19 protein-coding genes are annotated in these 19,487 nt (G+C 36.9%); 9 read left to right on the top strand and 10 right to left on the bottom strand.

Annotated elements, in window-relative coordinates; genetic code table 11:
- Positions 1–17: 17 nt before the first annotated feature.
- Positions 18–683 carry a hypothetical protein gene (locus IC610_RS18720; protein ID WP_191738204.1) on the bottom strand — a complete coding sequence of 222 codons (666 nt, stop codon included), beginning with the start codon at positions 681–683 and terminating at the stop codon, positions 18–20.
- Positions 684–889: 206 nt separating this feature from the next.
- Here IC610_RS18720 and IC610_RS18715 point away from each other — a divergent pair, with 206 nt between their 5' ends.
- The 3 genes from IC610_RS18715 (at position 890) to secG (ending at position 4,862) form a co-directional block, all read left to right on the top strand.
- Positions 890–2,203, top strand: a complete 1,314-nt coding sequence (locus tag IC610_RS18715) for a M16 family metallopeptidase (RefSeq protein WP_191738203.1) — start codon at positions 890–892, stop codon at positions 2,201–2,203.
- A 121-nt stretch (positions 2,204–2,324) separates the two neighbouring features.
- The gene (locus IC610_RS18710; protein ID WP_191738202.1) at positions 2,325–4,370 is read left to right on the top strand and encodes a M16 family metallopeptidase; all 2,046 of its coding nucleotides are present in this window, start codon (positions 2,325–2,327) and stop codon (positions 4,368–4,370) included.
- A 123-nt stretch (positions 4,371–4,493) separates the two neighbouring features.
- Positions 4,494–4,862: a preprotein translocase subunit SecG gene (gene secG, locus IC610_RS18705; RefSeq protein WP_191738201.1), complete on the top strand. Its 369-nt coding sequence runs from the start codon at positions 4,494–4,496 to the stop codon at positions 4,860–4,862.
- Between the two features lie 317 nt (positions 4,863–5,179).
- Here secG and IC610_RS18700 read toward each other — a convergent pair whose 3' ends face one another.
- On the bottom strand, positions 5,180–6,019 hold the full coding sequence (locus IC610_RS18700; protein ID WP_191738200.1) for a glycosyltransferase family 2 protein: 840 nt from the start codon (positions 6,017–6,019) through the stop codon (positions 5,180–5,182).
- Position 6,020: 1 nt separating this feature from the next.
- Complete coding sequence (gene recR / locus IC610_RS18695; RefSeq protein WP_191738199.1) at positions 6,021–6,632, bottom strand: recombination mediator RecR; 612 nt, start codon at positions 6,630–6,632, stop codon at positions 6,021–6,023.
- 231 nt (positions 6,633–6,863) lie between these two features.
- Between recR and IC610_RS18690 the strand changes: the two genes are divergently transcribed.
- The 6 genes from IC610_RS18690 (at position 6,864) to IC610_RS18665 (ending at position 11,510) form a co-directional block, all read left to right on the top strand.
- On the top strand, positions 6,864–7,469 hold the full coding sequence (locus tag IC610_RS18690) for an LURP-one-related/scramblase family protein (protein WP_191738198.1): 606 nt from the start codon (positions 6,864–6,866) through the stop codon (positions 7,467–7,469).
- Between the two features lie 67 nt (positions 7,470–7,536).
- Complete coding sequence (locus tag IC610_RS18685) at positions 7,537–8,025, top strand: hypothetical protein (RefSeq protein WP_191738197.1); 489 nt, start codon at positions 7,537–7,539, stop codon at positions 8,023–8,025.
- Between the two features lie 21 nt (positions 8,026–8,046).
- Positions 8,047–8,787, top strand: a complete 741-nt coding sequence (locus IC610_RS18680; RefSeq protein ID WP_228462966.1) for a DUF2625 domain-containing protein — start codon at positions 8,047–8,049, stop codon at positions 8,785–8,787.
- Between the two features lie 112 nt (positions 8,788–8,899).
- A complete protein-coding gene (locus IC610_RS18675) occupies positions 8,900–10,345 on the top strand; it encodes an aminoacyl-histidine dipeptidase (RefSeq protein WP_191738196.1) in 1,446 nt (481 codons plus the stop codon).
- A 69-nt stretch (positions 10,346–10,414) separates the two neighbouring features.
- Positions 10,415–10,924 (top strand): hypothetical protein, encoded by a 510-nt coding sequence (locus tag IC610_RS18670; protein ID WP_191738195.1) that lies wholly within the window; start codon positions 10,415–10,417, stop codon positions 10,922–10,924.
- A 4-nt stretch (positions 10,925–10,928) separates the two neighbouring features.
- The gene (locus tag IC610_RS18665; RefSeq protein WP_191738194.1) at positions 10,929–11,510 is read left to right on the top strand and encodes an LOG family protein; all 582 of its coding nucleotides are present in this window, start codon (positions 10,929–10,931) and stop codon (positions 11,508–11,510) included.
- Between the two features lie 264 nt (positions 11,511–11,774).
- Here IC610_RS18665 and IC610_RS18660 read toward each other — a convergent pair whose 3' ends face one another.
- The 7 genes from IC610_RS18660 to IC610_RS18630 all read right to left on the bottom strand — a co-directional run bounded on the left by IC610_RS18660 (position 11,775) and on the right by IC610_RS18630 (position 19,264).
- Positions 11,775–12,596 carry a flavin reductase family protein gene (locus IC610_RS18660; protein ID WP_191738193.1) on the bottom strand — a complete coding sequence of 274 codons (822 nt, stop codon included), beginning with the start codon at positions 12,594–12,596 and terminating at the stop codon, positions 11,775–11,777.
- Between the two features lie 97 nt (positions 12,597–12,693).
- Positions 12,694–13,122: a GxxExxY protein gene (locus IC610_RS18655; protein WP_228462965.1), complete on the bottom strand. Its 429-nt coding sequence runs from the start codon at positions 13,120–13,122 to the stop codon at positions 12,694–12,696.
- 101 nt (positions 13,123–13,223) lie between these two features.
- On the bottom strand, positions 13,224–14,471 hold the full coding sequence (gene fahA, locus IC610_RS18650) for a fumarylacetoacetase (RefSeq protein ID WP_191738192.1): 1,248 nt from the start codon (positions 14,469–14,471) through the stop codon (positions 13,224–13,226).
- 131 nt (positions 14,472–14,602) lie between these two features.
- The gene (locus IC610_RS18645) at positions 14,603–15,085 is read right to left on the bottom strand and encodes a hypothetical protein (RefSeq protein WP_056084727.1); all 483 of its coding nucleotides are present in this window, start codon (positions 15,083–15,085) and stop codon (positions 14,603–14,605) included.
- Positions 15,086–15,153: 68 nt separating this feature from the next.
- Positions 15,154–16,284 carry a 4-hydroxyphenylpyruvate dioxygenase gene (gene hppD / locus IC610_RS18640; RefSeq protein ID WP_191738191.1) on the bottom strand — a complete coding sequence of 377 codons (1,131 nt, stop codon included), beginning with the start codon at positions 16,282–16,284 and terminating at the stop codon, positions 15,154–15,156.
- A 309-nt stretch (positions 16,285–16,593) separates the two neighbouring features.
- Positions 16,594–17,868, bottom strand: a complete 1,275-nt coding sequence (locus IC610_RS18635; RefSeq protein ID WP_191738190.1) for an acetyl-CoA hydrolase/transferase family protein — start codon at positions 17,866–17,868, stop codon at positions 16,594–16,596.
- A gap of 208 nt (positions 17,869–18,076) precedes the next feature.
- Positions 18,077–19,264: a homogentisate 1,2-dioxygenase gene (locus IC610_RS18630; protein WP_191738261.1), complete on the bottom strand. Its 1,188-nt coding sequence runs from the start codon at positions 19,262–19,264 to the stop codon at positions 18,077–18,079.
- Positions 19,265–19,487 lie beyond the last annotated feature (223 nt).

Below are 19,487 nucleotides of genomic sequence, written 5' to 3'. Positions count from 1 at the left end.
AAAAGGCTTAAATCAAATTAATTTTCTCCGTATTCTTTGGCAGTAATATCTGTCCATTCACGGTTAATGTACTGATAAACCCTTTTTACTGGCCTCTTGTAAGAATTGTCTACGTCGTACTCATATTCTACAAAAACTTTATTTCTGACCTCGTTTCTGAAATAGAGTTTAATCGTATTAAAATTGATATCAGGATATTGATCTATAAGAGTTAGATTTTCTTGATTATTAAAAGGAAAATAATAAAAAGGCTGGTTGTCTGGCGAATTATCTGAGTAGATTCCTGATTTCTGTCTTTTTGTTTTTCTGTAAATTTTTATCAGCTTGGAATTTTCATGTTCAGAAGCTTTGTCATTAAAGAAATATCCGAAAGTTGCATTTTTGGGAATAACATTTACTTTAAATTTTTCGGTGATTCTTTTAATATTTTTTGTTGTCCAGAATAGATAGTCATTAAAAACAGGATTGGTTGCTAATCGGGAGAAACAGCATCCCATACAAGGTTCCATATTTATTACAGGCAGTTTTAGTTTGTAATAATCTTCTATATACACAACAAGATTAGGTTTTGAAATCTCGTTTTTATCTAAATCAGCGATGATCTTTTCTGCAAGCTTATCGTAATTTACCCCTCGTGATTCCCTTAGGAGATGACGGTATGTTGCAGAATCTTCTTTTTCCATTTTTTCACACTCATACGGATCTCTCAATTTTTGAGAAAATACATGAATGAAGGAGAATACTGAAAAAAGTATTATAAAAAAGAGTCGCATGATTTAATTTTAAATTAAATATAAAAGATAAATATACTTTTTTCTCCATTAAAATAAATCGTCTTTTGTAACATTTCAGTTAAATTTGCCACCAATTGACAAAACAATTTCTATTTATGAAAAAACGACTTCTTAGTGCCGCAGCGGCTGCTTTTTTTGGAGTAATGCTGAATGCACAACAAATCAAATTCGAAGAGTATGATTTACCAAACGGTATGCACGTAATCCTTCATCAGGATAATTCTGCGCCGGTAGTTACCACAGCTGTAATGTACCACGTAGGCGCGAAAGATGAGGTGAAAGGAAGAACTGGTTTTGCACATTTTTTCGAACACCTTTTGTTTGAAGGAACTCCAAATATCAAAAGAGGTGAATGGTTTAAAGTTGTGTCTTCCAACGGAGGACAGAATAATGCCAACACAACAATGGACAGAACGTATTACTATGAAACGTTCCCGTCAAATAACGAGCAGTTGGGTCTTTGGATGGAGTCTGAAAGACTTCGTCACGCTGAGATCAACCAGATTGGTGTAGACACTCAGAGGGAGGTTGTAAAAGAAGAAAAAAGATTGAGAATGGACAATCAGCCATACGGTAATCTGATGAATGCTATTCAGCAAAATCTTTTCACCAACCACCCGTACAGCGGTTCTGTTATCGGATCAATCGACGATCTTAACGCGGCTAAATTACAGGAATTCAGAGATTTTTATAAAAAGTTCTATGTTCCAAATAACGCAACTTTGGTTGTTGCCGGAGACATCAAGCCTGAGCAGACTAAAAAGTGGATTTCGGAATACTATGGAAGCATTCCAAAAGGAACAGTAACTCCTAAAAATTTCCCTAAAGAATCTCCAATCACCCAGGAGACAGAAAAAACAGTTACCGATCCAAACATTCAGCTTCCTGCATATATTTTTGCTTACAGAAGCCCTTCAAATAAAGAAAAAGATTCTTATATTTTAAATATGCTTTCTTCTTATTTAAGCAGTGGAAAATCTTCTGTCCTGTACAAAAAACTGGTAGATCAGGAGAAAAAAGCTTTGGAGGTACAGGCTTTCAACCTTGGAATGGAAGATTACGGTGTATTTGGTTTCTTTGCAATTCCGATGGGAGCTACAGAGAGAAAAACTTTGCAGACAGACATTGATGCTGAAATCAAAAAACTTCAGAATTCACTGATCTCTCAGGAAGATTACCAGAAACTTCAGAATAAGTTTGAAAATCAGTTTGTGAATTCAAATTCAAGTATTCAGGGAATTGCAGCTTCATTGGCTACAAACCACGTATTGATGGGAGATACCAATCTGATCAATAAAGAAATCGACATTTACAGATCTATTACAAGACAGGATTTGCAAAATGCTGCGAAGAAGTATCTTAATTCTAACCAAAGAGTAATCATTAACTACGTACCTGAAAAAAAATAATTCTTAAAAATAGATTCGAGATATTTTAGATTCGGGATCAGAGACTTTATAAAAGGAGTTAGACGGTTTTCAATTTAATCATCAATTTAAATAAAGAATTATTAAAATTAAATTTTTACAAATGAAAAAGCAATTAACCTATATAGCCGTAGCATTTTTATTCACAGGAATGCTTTCTGCACAAAAAATTGACCTTAACGCAATGCCGAAAGCAGGACCAACGCCTGCAATCAATATTGCGAAGCCAAAGACTTTCCAGTTGAAAAACGGTTTAACAGTAATGGTAGTTGAAAACAATAAATTACCAAGAGTAAACATGAGCCTTTCTATGGACAGACAGCCTTATTTTGAAGGACCTGTGGTGGGTGTAAGCGAAATCATGGCAGACCAGTTGGGTAACGGAACTACGACTTTAAGCAAAGACGAATTCAACAAAAAAGTTGATTTTCTGGGTGCAAACCTGGGTTTCAATTCAGGAGGTGCGTCATCCAATTCACTATCTAAATATTTCCCAGAAGTTTTGAATTTAATGGCTGATGCCATCATCAACCCTAAATTTTCTGCTGACGAAATTCAGAAATCAAAAGAAAGATCTATTGAAGGTATCAAGAGTGAAGAAAAAAATGCTTCATCTATCGCTTCTAGAGTTTCAAATGCTTTGGTTTACGGAAAAAATACAGCAAGAGGAGAGTTTGAGACCATCGAATCTATCAACAAAATTCAGTTGGCTGATGTACAGAATGTGTACAAAAAATACTACGCTCCAGACAATGCATACCTTGTAATTGTAGGTGATGTGAAGTTTGATAAAGTAAAACCAATGGTAGAGAAAGCTTTCGCCAACTGGAAAAAAGCAAACACTACTTTCGCTTCTCTTGAGCCGGCAGCCAATGTTGGCAAAACAGAAATCAATGTTGTAGACGTTCCTACTGCAGTACAGTCTGTAGTTTCTGTAGGAAATATCAATAATCTGAAGATGAAAGATGCCAATTATTTCCCTGCAACAATTGCCAACTACATCCTTGGCGGTGGAGGTGAAGCAAGACTTTTCATGAATCTTCGTGAGAAAAACGGTTTCACTTACGGTGCTTATTCAAACATGACTGCAAGTAAATATTCTCCTGAATTTTCTGCAGATGCAAGTGTAAGAAATGAGGTTACAGACAAAGCTGTAAAGGAATTCATGAACGAAATCAACGGAATTTCTACAGTGAAAGCAGACGAACTGGCAAATGCAAAAGCAAAACTGAAAGGAAGTTTCATCATGTCTCTTGAGCAGCCAGCAACCATTGCAAGATTTGCAGTAAGCCAAAAGGTAAATGATCTTCCGGAGGATTTTTATACAAACTATTTAAAATCTATTGATAAAGTAACTGCTGCAGATGTTTCCAATGCTGTGAAAGCTACGGTTTATCCAAATCAGAGCAGAATTTTCATCGCAGGTAAAGCTTCCGATATTTCTGAAGGTCTTGAAAAACTAGGCTACCCGGTAAAATATTATGACAGTAATGCCAATCCGGTTGCAAAGCCAACTGCTCAAAAAGTTGATGCAAGTGTAACCGTAGCGTCTGTTGCCGACAAATATATTGCTGCACTTGGAGGTAAAGCAAATCTTGCTAAAGTGAATTCTTACGCTGTAAATGCAAGCATGTCTATGCAGGGACAAACTATTGACATCAAAAATGTAAAAGCTCAGGGTGGTAAAGAACTGAATTTGGTTAGCATGGGAGCAATGACGCTTCAAAAGCAGGTTTTTGACGGTAAAGCAGGATATTCTGAGCAACAGGGACAAAAAGTTCCGATGACGAAAGAGGAGATTGCAGACAGAATGAAAAATACTGAACTGTTTGAAGAACTTGGTTTCGCAAAATCTGCAGATCTGAAAATTGCAGGTATTGAAAAAGTAGGTGGAGAAGATTCTTACGTAGTGAAAGGTGGCGATACCACTTATTACTACAGTGTGAAATCTGGTCTTAAAACCGGTGAAACAAAAACAGTAAAAGCAAACGGTCAGGAATTAACGATTCCGACGCTTTACTCCAATTACAAAGATGTTGCAGGTGTGAAAATGCCTTACACCATCACCGTAAGCCAAATGGGAATGGATATGACGATGGAAGTGAAATCTATCGAAATCAACCAGGCAAAAGATGCTGATTTCAAATAATAATCAACATAAATACTCTGAACGGCAACTTTTGTTGCCGTTTTTTGTTTTTAAGGGAAATCTTTATTTTGCCGTTCGCCAAAAAAAGTTTAAATTTGCCCATTCAAAAAGATATCAGAATTAATGGAAACTATATTTATACTATTGATGGTTCTTATTATGATTGCCAGCGTTTTATTGGTAATCGTTATTATGGCACAGAACCCTAAAGGAGGCGGCCTTTCAAGTACATTCGGAGGTGCTTCATCTGCACAGTTTGGCGTACAGAGAACCAATGATTTTATGGAAAAAGCAACCTGGACTTTAGGTGCGGTAATCATCGTTCTGATTTTGGTAAGTGTAGTTATTACAGGGAAACCAACTGCAAAAGTTCCGGCTCTTCCAACATCGAAAGAAGCTCCGGCGTCTCAAGGATCAGCTCCGGCACAATCGGCTCCTGCTACACAGGGTGCTGCTCCGGTACAGACTGCTCCGGTAACTCCGGCAAAATAATAAGAGAAAATTTTAAATACAATAAAAGCAACTTCATCAGAGGTTGCTTTTTTTGTGTGAGTTAGAGCATCTTTTATTATTGATTCTATTATAAATTTTAAATGCATTTTTCTTTACCTAAAATCCTTATGAGTGGAAAAATACATTTAAATTTCATCAAAATTAACTCCCTTTAGGGTCGGGGGAAATTAATTTTGATGAAATTTAAAAAGGCTCTAATTAGAACAACCTTTTAACGGAAAGTTTTTTCAATTTAATAACAAACTCTTGCGATGATGGCGTTTCAGATGTTCACCAAAGTTTATATTTAGCTCAAACTATTTAAGCTTAATCTGCTCTATTTTATGCCTTAATTTTAAACCCGCTTTTAAAAATGAATATTGCATTGGCTTTTGAACTCTGTAATATTTATCAATAAAAATCTGCATTGCACCATAAAACCGTTCAAGGTAAATTTCATCTTTAATTGTGCTTTCGCCTTTGTGATGCAGGATGGAAACTTTTCCGTAATAATAATTTTTAAAACCTTTTTGGAGAAGCGTATAACACAGATCAACATCTTCGCCGTACATAAAATACCTTTCATCAAGACCACCCGAATTTTCGTAAACCTCTTTTTTACACAGGAAAAATGCTCCGGTTATCACTTCCACTTCGGCCACATCAAATTCACTGATGTCATTCCGGTAATACGATTTTGAATTGTTCTTTTTAAAACCTGTAAATAGTTTTTCAAATGAATTAAACATATCCGGAACTGCTCTCTTACTTTCAGGTAAAAAATTTCCTCTGGCATCGTGCATTCTCACACCCAGACAGCCGAAATCAGCTTTGGAATCAGCAAAATTTAAAATTTCATTTAAATAAAAACCTTCGAGTTCTGTATCAGGATTTAAAAGTAAAATGTATTCTCCGGTGGCAATTTTTACCGCTTTATTATTGGCTTTTGCAAAACCCTCATTCACTTCGGAAGCGATAAAATGTACTTTTGGAAATTCCGGAATGAGATCGCCCCATGAGCTGTCGGTAGATTTGTTGTCGGCTACTATGATTTCATAATCAATGTCTGCTGCATATTTTTCAACAGACTGCAGACAGGCTTTCAAAAGCTGCGTCACATTGTAATGAACGATGATGATGGATAGTTTTTTAGCCATTTTAATCTTTTTCGTTGTATGGAAGTCTGTTGATTATCGATCTTCCCAAAGAAATTTCATCGGCATATTCCAGTTCATCACCCACGGAAATCCCTCTGGCAATACTTGAAAACTGTATTCCCGAATTTTTAAATTTTTTATAGATATAATATGCGGTTGTGTCACCTTCCATCGTAGCACTTAAGGCAAAAATAAATTCTTTCGCCAGACCTTGCTGCAGTTTTTTTTCAATACTCGGAATATTGAGCTGATGAGGTCCCACGCCATCCATCGGAGAAATTTTTCCGCCGAGAATAAGGTATTTTCCTCTGTATTTCCCTGTATTTTCAATGGCAATGACATCGCGTACGTCTTCAACGATACAGATCAGTTCATCACTGCGTTTTTCATTGCTGCAGATTTCGCAAATCTCATAATCTGAAAAGTTATGGCATTCCCGGCAATACTGTATCTCATTCACCAGACTGATGATTGATGTTCCCAAACCTGTCGCTCTGGAGTTGGGCTGTTTGAGTAAATGAAGTGCAAGGCGCAAGGCTGTTTTTTTTCCGATACCGGGTAATCCCGAAATCTCTTCAACTGCTTTTGCCAATACTTTACTTGGATAATCCATTGCACAAAAATAGGATTTTCGATTCAGAAAATTAATGATTTCGATAAGGTTTACAGTGAAAATTAATCTGTTTTTTACTTTTTATTTAATGAATCATTACAATTTAGGTTTGAGAAATTTTGGAGTGAACTGTTTTTAGTTCGGATGGTTTAAAACTGTCTATGATTTGCATTTTCTCTTCGGTAAAAAAGCTTTATCTTTGAGTTTCAAACAATAAACAGAAAAAAAATTATGGCACTCAACAACCTCAATTATCCGCTGGATTTCAAATTCAAGCTGACAACGCTGGCAAGCGATTTCAACATCACCGACAAAAACGAAAACGCCGTAGCTTACGTGCGTCAGAAAATGTTCAAACTGAAAGAAGATGTAGTCGTTTTCGAAAATGACAGCAAAACAAAAGAACTTTTCAGAATCAAAGCCAATCAGTGGATTGATTTTAATGCTTCTTATTCCCTCACTGAAATTGCAACCGGAAATAGCTGCGGAAGACTCGCCAGAAAAGGAATGCGTTCTATCTGGAAATCAACTTACGATGTACTTGATACCAATGACAAAGCGAAGTTTACCATCACTGAAGATAAAGCATGGGTAAAGTTTCTTGACGGTATGGTGGGCGAAATTCCAATTATCGGGATGTTCACAGGATATTTTCTAAATCCTACTTATACTGTAAGAGGAATTGATGGTAAAGATTATTTTAAACTGAAAAAAATGCCTTCGATGTTCGGAAGAAGATTTCAGCTCGACAGAATGATCGATATTGATGATGAAGACGAAAGTTTGGTCATTCTTTCTTTACTGATGATGATTTTACTGGAAAGAGCAAGAGGATAAGCTAATGTTAGCTATTAGCAACTGGACTTTAGCTTACATTTTATGTTTTTTTAAATTACTACTTCAAATGAAATATATTTTTGTTTTAGCAACTGCACTTTTATTGACAGCCTGCAAAAAAGAAACTCAAACTGATACCGATAAAGGCTCAGACAGCACAGAGATTCTAAAGAAAGATTCAATCATTGAAAAACCGAATGCTGCCATTTCGGTGGAAGCTTTTCCTTTTCCTGCTGAAATCAAGGAGTGTTCCTGCTATTTTGCACGCAGCAAAAAAGATTTTGAAAACGAAAATTATATTTATGCCGACAATGCTGGAACTCTGGCGTACATGAAGATTGACGGAAAGCGTCTTGCGATGAAACTCATTTCATCAAGTGACATGGAAGTTGATGATGTTTTAACTAAAGAAATTGAAAATGAAAATTACAAGATTTCTGTAAAAGGTAAAAAACTGGCGACAGAAGAAGCGATGCTTTTCGACGGAACTTTAACCATCGAAAAACCGGACGGAACGAGAACAGTTATTCCTATTTACGGGGAGTGTGGTTGTTAGACTGTAGTTGTTTAAATTAGTATGACTAAATCATTAACAATTTTATTATTTTTAATTTCCTTAATGACTTTTGGACAGACAAAAATGCGGAAGGTTGAAGAACTTATAAATAAAGAAGATTCAGCGTGGCCTATGGTAAAAGAATGGATAGACTCTGCCAAAAATAGAGTTGAAGTTTTGCCAGCTGATCCGAAAAATGCTGAAGATGCATTGTACAAAACTCAGGTTACAACCCGATCGCCAATGGGCGCAATTGTTTACATGACAGGAGGGCTTTTAATTGACAATGGATGGGTGAGAATATTAGGCTCAGGCAGTGAAAAATTAAACCGCTCTCTGCCAGTCTGGAATAAAGGTAAAGCCTTACCTGATTTTGGAAAGAATTCATCTTTTCTATTGATTGCAGACGATGCAATTGGTGGATTTTTCTTACTGAATGGCGGCGGACTTGGGGATGATTTGGGAAAGGTTTATTATTTCGCACCTGATACTTTAGAATTTGAACCGCTTGATTTAACGTATACAGAGTTTTTAAATTTTTGCTTCAACAATAATCTTGAAAAATTTTATAAAGATTACAGATGGAAAAATTGGAAAGATGATGTTGCAAAATTAAAAGGTGATCAGGTTTATAATTTCTTTCCTAACTTGTGGACAAAGGAAGGTAAAGATATGAATAAGGTCTCCAGGAAAGCAATTTCTGCTGAAGAACAGTATAATTTAAATATTGATTTTAGAAAACACCTGGGACTTACAAAATAAAATATCGATGATGATATTTTTTGATAACAACAGATCAAGCAACAAACAAAATTACTGCTCCTGAATTTCGGGAGCATTTTTTTTATCCGTATTTTTGATCAAAATAAATTTTATGGAACTATCAAACATAGAACCGCAGATTATCTGGAAGAATTTTTCCAAACTGAATGCTGTGCCGAGACCGTCTAAAAAGGAAGAAAGAGTAATTGCATTCATCAAAGAATTTGGTGAGGATTTAGGCCTGGAAACCACGGTTGATGAAACAGGAAATGTAATTATTAAAAAACCGGCCACTCCCGGAATGGAAAACCGTAAATCCATCGTGATGCAGTCGCATTTGGATATGGTTTGCCAGAAAAACAACGATGTGAATTTCGATTTTGAAACACAGGGAATTCAGATGGAAGTGGATGGCGACTGGGTAAAAGCAAAAGGTACTACTTTAGGCGCCGACAACGGTTTGGGAGTTGCAACCATTATGTCGGTTCTTGAAAGTTCAGACATTCCGCATCCTGATCTGGAAGCTTTATTTACGATCGACGAAGAAACAGGAATGACCGGAGCTTTAGGTTTAAAACCTGGACAGTTAACAGGGCAAATCCTTTTAAATTTAGATACAGAAGAAGATGACGAAATCGACATCGGTTGTGCAGGAGGAATAGACGTAACGATCAGTCAGAACTATCCTACAGAGCCGGCAAACGGACAGACGGTAAGAATCGAGGTAAAAGGTCTACAGGGCGGACATTCCGGAATGGATATCCACAAAGGTTTTGGAAATGCAAATATTATCTTAGGCAGAATTCTCTACAAAGCCTTGCAAAACGAAAGCGCGCAGCTGATTTCCATCGATGGAGGAAGTCTGAGAAATGCAATTCCGAGAGAGGCTGTGGCTTTGATTTCCGTGAGAAATTCAGGAGAGTTTATTGAGAATGTAACTGAGGGAATTAAAAAAGAAATTTTAGAAGAATTTGCTTCCATTGAAAGTGGTCTTCAGATCAATATTGAAAATTCCACGAGTTCAGATAAAGCTTTGTCTCAGAAAGATTCGAAAAAGATTATTTTGGTTTTAAAATCTCTGCACAACGGCGTTTACAGAATGAGCCCGGATGTTCAGGATTTGGTAGAATCATCAAACAACGTTGCAAGAGTTGAATTGAAAGAGGGTGGATTGAAAATTTTAAACCTTTCAAGATCATCCGTAGATTCATCTAAAGACTCTGTGGCTGAACAGTTGAAATCCGTTTCAGAGCTGGCAGGAATGAATGTTGAATTCAGCGGCTCTTATCCGGGATGGAAACCAAAACCGGGTTCTGAAATCGTTCAGATGATGGAGAAAATCTACACCGAAAAGTTTTCAGAAAAACCACACGTTGTCGCCTGTCATGCAGGTTTGGAATGTGGAATAATCGGTGCCAATTATCCTGAAATGGAAATGGTAAGTTACGGCCCAACCATCAGAGGAGCACACTCGCCGGACGAAAAAGCCAATATTTCTTCCACCCAAAAATTCTGGGGTTTCACTAAGGATATTTTAGCGAATATTCCTTTGAAATAATGATAAATAAATATCCAAAATTGAAAAGTTTTGGATATTTTTTCTTCAGTTATCAAATTAAAATCCAAAATGAAATTTCAAATTTTATTTATCCTACTGTTTATTTTTAACAATGGAAATGCTCAGAATATTGTTTCTGATGATGCTGTTTATTTTAAAGAAGGAATTGCTTATCAGAAATCAAACAGCTCAAAATTTAGCGGAACTCTTCAATTAAAAAAGAAAAACGGGCATGTGAAATCTGAAACAACCTATGACAATGGAAAACAAAATGAGTTCGTAGTTTATTACAATCTTGACGAAAAACAAATGGTTTGTGATCGGTTTTTTTATGAATCTCAAACTGGTAAAAAAAAGAAACATCTCCGTTACAGTTTAGACGGATTGAATTATTCGGAAACAGAATTTGATGAAAATGAGGATAAAAAGAGTTATAGATTCTACAAAAATAATAAATTGACGATCTACAAAGAGTTTCAAAATAATAAAAAACATGGAACATGGTTTTGTATTAATGAAGATGGAAGCAAGTCTGAAATTGAATATTTTGCAGGAAAGAAAGTAGAAAAAAAGAAATAAATTTATGAGAAGCATAACCGTATTCTGCGGATCGAGTTTCGGTTCGGATGAAAAATATAAAGAGCATGCAACTCTTCTCGGACAGACATTTGCAAAACAAAATATTCAGCTGATCTATGGCGGTGCCAATGTCGGATTGATGGGTGCAGTCGCTGACGGCGTTTTATCTGAAGGTGGAAAAGCAATTGGCGTTCTTCCGCACTTTTTACAGTCAAAAGAAATTGCGCATACGAATATTACCGAACTGATTTTGGTGGAAAGTATGCACGAAAGAAAAACCAAGATGAATGACCTCTGCGACGGCGTCATCGCACTTCCCGGTGGTTATGGAACTCTGGAAGAATTTTTCGAAATGATTACATGGGCACAACTTGGACTTCACAAAAAACCAATTGCTGTTCTCAATATCGACGGATTTTATGATGATCTGATTAAACTGGTTCAGACCATGGTCGATAAAGGATTTTTAAAACAAATCAATCAGGAAATGCTTTTGGTGAGCGACAGTATCGATGAACTTTTGGAAAAAATGAGAAATTATGAGGCGCCCACTGTCGGAAAATGGATTTCTAAAGAGGAGGTTTGAAAATTCCTTAAGTACATATTATGAAAAGCAAAACTCCCGAAGATTTTCTTCAGGAGTTTTTGTTATTGTAAGCACTTGTTTAATTTTTATCAAATAACTAATTACAGTTCAAAAACTCTTCTACAGGCTCAGAGTGACACCGTTAAATTAAGTGATTAGTTTCAGATTTGTCAGTCTGAGCCTGTCGAAGACCATATCGCATTAAACCATTAAAAATCAATATAATTAAATCATTTGAATGACTTTTAAACACGCACTAAATATTTATCGAACCAAAACTTTCCAGGCCTCATCAATTTTACTCTCAAGCAAAAATTTCTGAGCTTCCAGATGAATAGTCTCGTCATCATGACAGTTTTCAGAGGGTAAAACTTCCACATTTGCCAACATTCCCAAATCGTTTCCTGTAAAGACATTGCTGAGTCTGATGGAGTCGGGGAGAAGGTCAAAACCAATTCCTTTCGTTACCAAAGGTTTCGGAACTTCAAATAGGCTGTCGGCATTATTTCGTGAATAATAATTTCCACCCAAACGCGCTACCATATCCAGTTTTGACTGATTCAGATTTCCTTCCTCATTCAGATATTCTTCTCTGATGTGTATTTTCTGCACCTCACAAATTACTAGATTTCCTGCGCCACCCTGATCTCCCAAAGATTTTACTTCCAGAACTTTACACTCAAAATTTACAGGGCATTCTTCAATTAATTTAGGCTGAACCAAATCAGCATCTTTCATCGTTAATCCTGATTTTGTAAACTCGTTTACGCCGTCGCCATATTCGGTTGAGGCTAAAGAAATCTGCTGTACAATCGGGAAATTGACCGTCCCAATTACAACTTCAGGAACTTCCAGCACATTTTCCAAAGTATGTTTCGTCGTATTGTCCCGGACTCTTCTCGAAGGCGAAAAAATCAAAATTGGCGGAACCGTGCTGAACATATTAAAAAAACTGAACGGAGATAAATTGCTGTTGCCGTCTTTGTCAACCGTAGAAGCCAAGGCAATCGGACGCGGCGAAACGGCCGTCTGCATTATGGTCTGCAGCTGAACGGAGGTTATTTCTGATGGAATTACTGTTTTCATTTTTAGATAAAATTAATTTGACACATAAGTCACATTAGATTTTAGTTTATATGTTTGAAAATATTTTAGAGCACATAAGTTTGAAAATCAAAGATTTTCAGGATGGGAGTTTTTCAAAATCTTTGCTTACAAATGTTTCAGTTCCTTCATGGTATAAATTGTAAACATTAAAATTGACCAATATAGATTTGGGAATTTTTAATAAATTCATATAATTCATGGTCTGCGCTTTGTGGATTTTATGAAATTGATCTGCTGATTTGATTTCTAATACAATCAGATCTTCGATTAAAAAATCACACTTCAATTTACAGTCAATACTGAGTTCTTTATATACTAAAGGAATTTGTAGTTCACTGCGATATTTTAATCCTAACAAATCAAATTCTCTTTCCAGACACTTATGATAAACATCTTCGTACAGACCGGGACCAACAATTTTATGAACTTCAATACATGCACCTACAATTTTGTAAGTAAGCTCATTGATGTATTTCTTCGTTACTTCCATAATAATTATTAACATTCACACCGAAAATCTTTGATTTTCAATCTTATGTGATCTGACTGTGCGCAAAAAATATAACTCCTTTGTGACTAATGTGTTAAAATCTCGCAGTTAAAAATTTATTTAGCAGGAATAATCTTTCCCGAAACTTCCCCGAAACCTACTCTCACGCCCTCTTTTTCAGCCCAGGCTTTCATCGTTACTGTATCGTTGTCGTTGATGAATTTTCTTTCTTCGCCGTTGCTCAAAGTGATAGGGTTTTGTCCTCTCCACGTCAGTTCAAGCATAGAACCGAAAGATTTTGGGTCGCTTCCTGAAATAGTTCCGCTGGCATACATATCTCCAATCTCTACGTTACAGCCGTTTACGGTGTGATGAGCGAGTTGCTGTGTCATGTTCCAGTACATGTGCTTATAATTACTTTCAGAAATCAGGTTGTCTTCGCCGTTTTCAGGTTGAAGATAGACTTCCAGATTGATATCGTAATTTTTGTCTCCTTCAAATTTTAAATAATCCAAAACTTCAGGATCCTGAGTTGGAGAAGTGGTTTTGAATGGTTCCAAAGCTTCCAGAGTTACCACCCATGGAGAAACTGATGAGCCGAAATTTTTAGCCAGAAACGGTCCCAGCGGAACGTATTCCCAGGCCTGAATATCTCTTGCTGACCAATCATTGAAAACCACCATTCCGAAAATAGCGTCTTCAGCATCTTTCGTAGAAATTGATTCGCCCATTTCGGTATTTTTACCCAAAATAAAAGCCATTTCAAGTTCAAAATCCAATTGTTTTGATGGTCCGAAAACCGGTTTGTCTGCATCAGCAGGTTTGGTCTGTCCGTTTGGTCTGTTGATCTCAGTCCCCGAAACTACGATGGATGAAGCTCTTCCGTGATAACCTACAGGCAGATGTTTCCAGTTAGGAAGCAATGCGTTGGCAGGATCTCTGAACATTTTTCCGACGTTGGTCGCATGCTCTATGCTGCTGTAGAAATCTGTATAATTCGGAACGTGAACCGGCATCATCATTTTCACCTGATCCAAATCGTAGAATGCGTCTTCGATGGTCTTTTCATCTTTCGACAAAATCGAACCTTCCAGTAAAAGCTCCTGAATTTTCAAACGGATCGCTTTGGTAACAGGTTTTCCAAGCTCGATCATCTCATTTAATGTGTACGCTTCAAAAATATTGTCATCAAGACCTTCGATTTCTTCAAAGTAGGAAAGGTCATACAAGGTGGCAAGATCAATCACCTGATCGCCGATTCTCGTGCAGCAGGCGATAAATTCTTTGTTGAATACCGCCACTCCGAAAGGAATGTTGTGGATAGAAAAGTCTGAATCTGAATTATATTCTACAAATGATTTCATAAGATTTTGATTTTTATTGCACAAAATTTTTTGAATTTCACAAATCTGAATGTGATAATTTTAAAAAAAATCTGTGCGGATTTTTAAATTTTTGATTTGAGTAGTGAATAAAATGCCAAAAGCCAGAAGCTTTATTTTTTCTTCGATGATGCTTTCGCTTTTGAAAATGATGCTTCATCAATCCAGCGGTCTTTGTTGTTGACATCGATGAGGTAGAGAATATCATCCAGCTTCGTCAGCAAAAGTGTTTTGGTAACAGGGATTGGAACTTTTTTGTTCTCAAGCAAATCGGCTCTCAGAGAGATGATATTTTTTCTGCTTCTCACAATATCTCCTGAAAATACATTTGATGTGCTCTCATTCGTTGCTTTGTCGTCAAACATTTCGACATAAGTGGCATCTTTGCCTTTGATGATGATGAAACTTCTTTCTGTATGATCTTTGAAATCTTTGATCAAAACAAATTTTTTGTCATCAATGTTGACATCGCTTAAATTTTGATTTACCCCTTTTCTCTCTTCCAGTTTGGTAAGAATTGCATTGATGCTTCCATACTGCGCGTGGGCAAAAAAACTGGCTCCGACAAGCATCAGTCCGCTGAAAATTTTGTTCATAATCCTGTGTTTATAAAAAGTTTTGTCAGGATTTATTGTCCTGACAAAAACTGTATATTGTTAAAAAATTAAAGATTTCCTCTTTTTTCCTGCTCTCTTTCCAACGCTTCGAATAACGCTTTGAAATTTCCGGCACCGAAACTCTGAGCACCATGTCTTTCGATGATTTCGAAGAACAGGGTAGGGCGGTCTTCTACCGGTTTTGTGAAAATCTGAAGTAAGTAACCTTCCTCATCATGGTCAATTAAAATCCCTAAACTCTGAAGTTTTTTAAGATCTTCATCGATATGACCTACTCTTTCAGGTACCAGTTCGTAGTATGCTTCAGGTGGAGCAGAAAGGAATTCTACACCTCTTTTTTTCAATTCTGTAACAGTGTGAATGATGTCTTTTGTAGCAACTGCGATGTGCTGTACACCTTCACCTTCGTAGAAATCAAGATATTCTTCTACCTGAGATTTCTTTTTACCTTCTGCAGGCTCATTGATTGGGAATTTAGCAAAACCGTTTCCGTTTGACATTACTTTAGACATCAAAGCAGAATATTCTGTGTTGATCTGCTTGTCGTCAAATGAAAGGATATTTACAAAGCCCATTACTTTCTCATACCACTCAACAGTTGGGATCATTCTGTCCCAGTCTACGTTTCCTACACAGTGGTCAACGTATAATAATCCAGCTTCTTCAGGATTGTAATCGCTTTCCCATTTTCTGTAGCCAGGCATGAAAGGTCCTGTATAATTTTTTCTTTCGATAAACATGTGAACGGTTTCTCCGTAAGTATAAATTCCGGACATTTTCACTTCACCAAATTCGTCAGTTAAAGTTGTTGGTTCCAAATATGGTTTTCCGCCTCTTTTTGTAGTTTCTTCAAACGCTGAATAAGCGTCGTCTACCCAAAGTGCCAGAATTTTAACACCATCACCGTGTTTTTTTACATGCTCACTGATTGGAGAGTCAGATTTTAAACCTGTCGTCAGAATCAATCTGATTTTTCCCTGCTGAAGAACGTATGATGCACGGTCTCTCACACCTGTTTCAGGGCCTGCGTAAGCAACCGACTGAAAACCGAATGCTGTCTTATAATAATGCGCTGCCTGCTTTGCATTTCCAACATAAAACTCGATATAATCTGTACCGTTGATCGGCAAAAAGTTCTCTGCCTGAGCAATTTTTTCGGCAAATGTTAGTGTTGACATATTTTCTGTTTTTTTACTTTTATTGATGTTGCAAATTACAAAATTCTGCGATAATGTTAAAATGGAAACAAACAGCTGTTAGTTAAAGTTTTAATAAAAAACAAATCCGGATGAACACATCAGTCACATCAAGTTTCATAGTGGTTTGGAAATATTTCAGACCACATCAGAGAAAATCAAAGATTTTCAGTTATTGCTCATAAAAATCTTTGATTTTTAAATCTCATGTGCTCTAAATATCCTCAATAATTTAAACTGAAAGCTAATGTGACTTATGTTTCAAAGACCTAACACCTATTTTAGATATTTTCAATGTTTAAACCTTTCAAAAGCTGCTCTCTCCAGCATTTCTCTGTCATCAGGATGGGCAATACTGATTAATTCCTGAGCTCTTTGTCTGAGGTTTTTTCCGTATAAATAAACGCTTCCGTATTCGGTAACTACCCAGTGAATGTGACCCCTCGTTGTCACAACTCCCGCTCCCTGTTTCAGGAAAGGGACAATTCTGGAAACTCCTCTTTTCGTTCTGGAAGTGATGGCAATAATGGGTTTTCCATCTTCGCTTAAAGCGGCTCCACGCATAAAATCCATCTGTCCGCCGATACCGCTGTACTGCATGGTTCCGATGGAATCTGCGCAGACCTGACCTGTAAGATCAATCTCGATAGCCGAGTTGATCGCAACCATTTTTTTGTTTCTCATAATGTTAATCGGGAAGTTAACGTTGCTCACGTCATCAAAAGAAAAAACAGTGTTGTCATCTACATAATCGTACAGTTTTCTTGTCCCGAAACAGAAGCTCGTAATGGTTTTATTATCGTTGTAGCCTTTGTATTTATTGTTGATGACATCATTTTGAATTAAGTCGATCACACCGTCGCTCAGCATTTCGGTGTGAACACCTAAGTCTTTGTGATTTCCCAGACATTTTAAAACCGCATCAGGAATAGTTCCGATACCCATCTGCAAAGTCGATTTATCATCAATCAGTTCCGCCACATGTTTCCCGACCAGCATTTCATCCGGACCTACTTTTGCACCGTAATCTACGGTTGGAAGTTCTTCTTCATGCCAAACCAATTTGTGAATTTTGCTGATGTGAAGCATTCCGTCGCCATGCGTTCTCGGCATCAGAGGATTTACAATAGCAACAATTATTTTAGCAGTATCAACTGCAGCTCTCGCAACGTCAACTGAGGTTCCCAAAGTACAGAAACCATGTTTGTCCGGAGGGGAAACCGTAATTAAAGCTACATCCAGCGGCAAAATATTTTTTCTGAACAAAATCGGAATTTCACTTAAAAAAACCGGAACAAAATCCCCACGGTCAGAATTCACAGCATCACGCACCGGCGTTGAAACAAAGAGAGAATTCACGAAAAATTTATCCTTGTACTCAGGTTTTGCAATTTCCACATTTCCCTGCTGGGTAATGGAAACCATCTCAACATTATCCAGACGGTGAGATTGCCTTGCCAGCTCATCAATCAGGTGATTCGGAGTACAAGCACTCCCGTGAAAAAACACACGGTTCCCGCTTTTAATCGTATAAATAGCTTCTTCTGCACTGATGTAATTATACATATTGAAATTTTTTACTTTAATATCTTAAAGGTAAGTTTTATTATTTAGATTCAGTCTAAATATCTGGATGTTTTGGTGGAGATATTTGTCATGTTTTACTCAATCTGTAAAAAAGAAAAGGATTGAATGCTCACATTCAATCCTCAATATCTTTCATAAAATTTTATGCTAAAAGCCAGAAGCCAGAAGCCAGAAGCCAAATGCCAGACTATTCCTGCGATCTGTCCTCTAAACTATGATCCTCACTTTCCAACCAGGAAGTTTTATAAGACGGATCTTCTACTTTCATTGCTTCTTCCGTAATTTTCAAAGGACGGAAGGGGTCAACCATTACCGCATATTCCTCAGTGAATTTTTTACCGATGCTTCTTTCCATCGCTCCCGGATGAGGCCCGTGAACAATTCCGCCGGGGTGAAGCGTGAAATCCATTAAATCGATATGGTTTCTGCTCATAAAATCGCCTTCTGTGTAGAATAAAACTTCATCAGAATCGATATTCGAGTGATTGTAAGGAGCAGGAATGGCCAGTGGATGATAGTCGTACATTCTCGCACAGAACGAACAAACTACAAAATTGTGCGCCTCAAAAGTCTGGTGAATGGGTGGCGGTTGGTGAATTCGTCCCGTAATCGGTTCGAAGTTTTTAATATTGAATTTATAAGGGTAAAAATAACCGTCCCAGCCTACAACATCGAATGGATGCGTTGCGTAGATGAAATCGGTGATCTGATTTTCTTTTTTTACTTTAATCAAAAATTCTCCCTTTTCATCTTTTGGTTCAACAAAAGTCGGCGCAATAATATCTCTTTCACAAAAAGGAGAATGTTCCAAAAGCTGCCCAAATTCGTTTCTGTAACGCTTCGGCGTATAAATCGGAGAATGACTTTCCACTACAAAAAATACGATGTCATCAGAATTTAATTCCACCTGATAAATTGTGCCTCTCGGAATAATCAGATAATCGCCAACTGAGAATTCAAGATTTCCTACAAATGTTTTTAAAGTTCCGCTTCCTTCGTGTACAAAAAGAAGTTCGTCACATTCAGCATTTTTATAGAAATAATCCATCGAGTTTCTCGGTTTTGCCAATCCCATTTTAAGGTCATTGTTTACCAAAAGAAACTTTCGGCTGTCCAAAAAGTCATCTTCAGGCGTCACATTCATCCCTTTAAACATTCTCGGCGTCACGTTTTTATCAACCGCAATTTTTGGAGAAACGTCTTTCGGTTCGCCAATCGATTTGATCTGCGTTGGGCGGTGAACATGATACAGTAAAGAAGAAATTCCGTGAAATCCTTCTGTACCAAATAGTTGCTCATAATAGAACTTGTCTTCCGGTGATTTAAAAATCGTATGTCTTTTTGGGGGAATATTTCCCGAATGATGATATCTCATTGTACTTTGTATGTTGACTCTCAAATTTAATATTTTTTAATGAATTGTTTAGAAACATTTTTCACAGCAAATTTTTTAACCACAAAAGTCACAAAAGTTGATTGCTTGAAATAAAGTTTTAATAAATGCTGCTGAATAGTTCAAAAAAGGTTAGAAAATAATTACATCCAGTTTAATGGTGCTATTTTAACCACAAAAGTCACAAAAGATAATATCTAAAATA

Origin of the sequence: Chryseobacterium caseinilyticum (assembly GCF_014837145.1) — a bacterium.
Classification (GTDB): Bacteria; Bacteroidota; Bacteroidia; order Flavobacteriales; family Weeksellaceae; genus Chryseobacterium; species Chryseobacterium caseinilyticum.
The sequence above is the reverse complement of the archived record's forward strand: the minus strand, read 5'-3'. Positions and strand labels throughout refer to the sequence as shown.

Bases quoted from the DNA above. Each gene is read 5' to 3' on its own strand.
- fahA (WP_191738192.1), bottom strand. From the start codon at position 14,471: ATGAAATCATTTGTAGAATATAATTCAGATTCAGACTTTTCTATCCAC.
- IC610_RS18675 (WP_191738196.1), top strand. From the start codon at position 8,900: ATGGAACTATCAAACATAGAACCGCAGATTATCTGGAAGAATTTTTCC.
- IC610_RS18685 (WP_191738197.1), top strand. From the start codon at position 7,537: ATGAAATATATTTTTGTTTTAGCAACTGCACTTTTATTGACAGCCTGC.
- IC610_RS18660 (WP_191738193.1), bottom strand. From the start codon at position 12,596: ATGAAAACAGTAATTCCATCAGAAATAACCTCCGTTCAGCTGCAGACC.
- IC610_RS18645 (WP_056084727.1), bottom strand. From the start codon at position 15,085: ATGAACAAAATTTTCAGCGGACTGATGCTTGTCGGAGCCAGTTTTTTT.
- IC610_RS18655 (WP_228462965.1), bottom strand. From the start codon at position 13,122: ATGTTAATAATTATTATGGAAGTAACGAAGAAATACATCAATGAGCTT.
- IC610_RS18665 (WP_191738194.1), top strand. From the start codon at position 10,929: ATGAGAAGCATAACCGTATTCTGCGGATCGAGTTTCGGTTCGGATGAA.
- IC610_RS18690 (WP_191738198.1), top strand. From the start codon at position 6,864: ATGGCACTCAACAACCTCAATTATCCGCTGGATTTCAAATTCAAGCTG.
- hppD (WP_191738191.1), bottom strand. From the start codon at position 16,284: ATGTCAACACTAACATTTGCCGAAAAAATTGCTCAGGCAGAGAACTTT.
- IC610_RS18680 (WP_228462966.1), top strand. From the start codon at position 8,047: ATGACTAAATCATTAACAATTTTATTATTTTTAATTTCCTTAATGACT.
- IC610_RS18630 (WP_191738261.1), bottom strand. From the start codon at position 19,264: ATGAGATATCATCATTCGGGAAATATTCCCCCAAAAAGACATACGATT.
- IC610_RS18720 (WP_191738204.1), bottom strand. From the start codon at position 683: ATGGAAAAAGAAGATTCTGCAACATACCGTCATCTCCTAAGGGAATCA.
- recR (WP_191738199.1), bottom strand. From the start codon at position 6,632: ATGGATTATCCAAGTAAAGTATTGGCAAAAGCAGTTGAAGAGATTTCG.
- IC610_RS18635 (WP_191738190.1), bottom strand. From the start codon at position 17,868: ATGTATAATTACATCAGTGCAGAAGAAGCTATTTATACGATTAAAAGC.
- IC610_RS18670 (WP_191738195.1), top strand. From the start codon at position 10,415: ATGAAATTTCAAATTTTATTTATCCTACTGTTTATTTTTAACAATGGA.
- IC610_RS18715 (WP_191738203.1), top strand. From the start codon at position 890: ATGAAAAAACGACTTCTTAGTGCCGCAGCGGCTGCTTTTTTTGGAGTA.
- secG (WP_191738201.1), top strand. From the start codon at position 4,494: ATGGAAACTATATTTATACTATTGATGGTTCTTATTATGATTGCCAGC.
- IC610_RS18700 (WP_191738200.1), bottom strand. From the start codon at position 6,019: ATGGCTAAAAAACTATCCATCATCATCGTTCATTACAATGTGACGCAG.
- IC610_RS18710 (WP_191738202.1), top strand. From the start codon at position 2,325: ATGAAAAAGCAATTAACCTATATAGCCGTAGCATTTTTATTCACAGGA.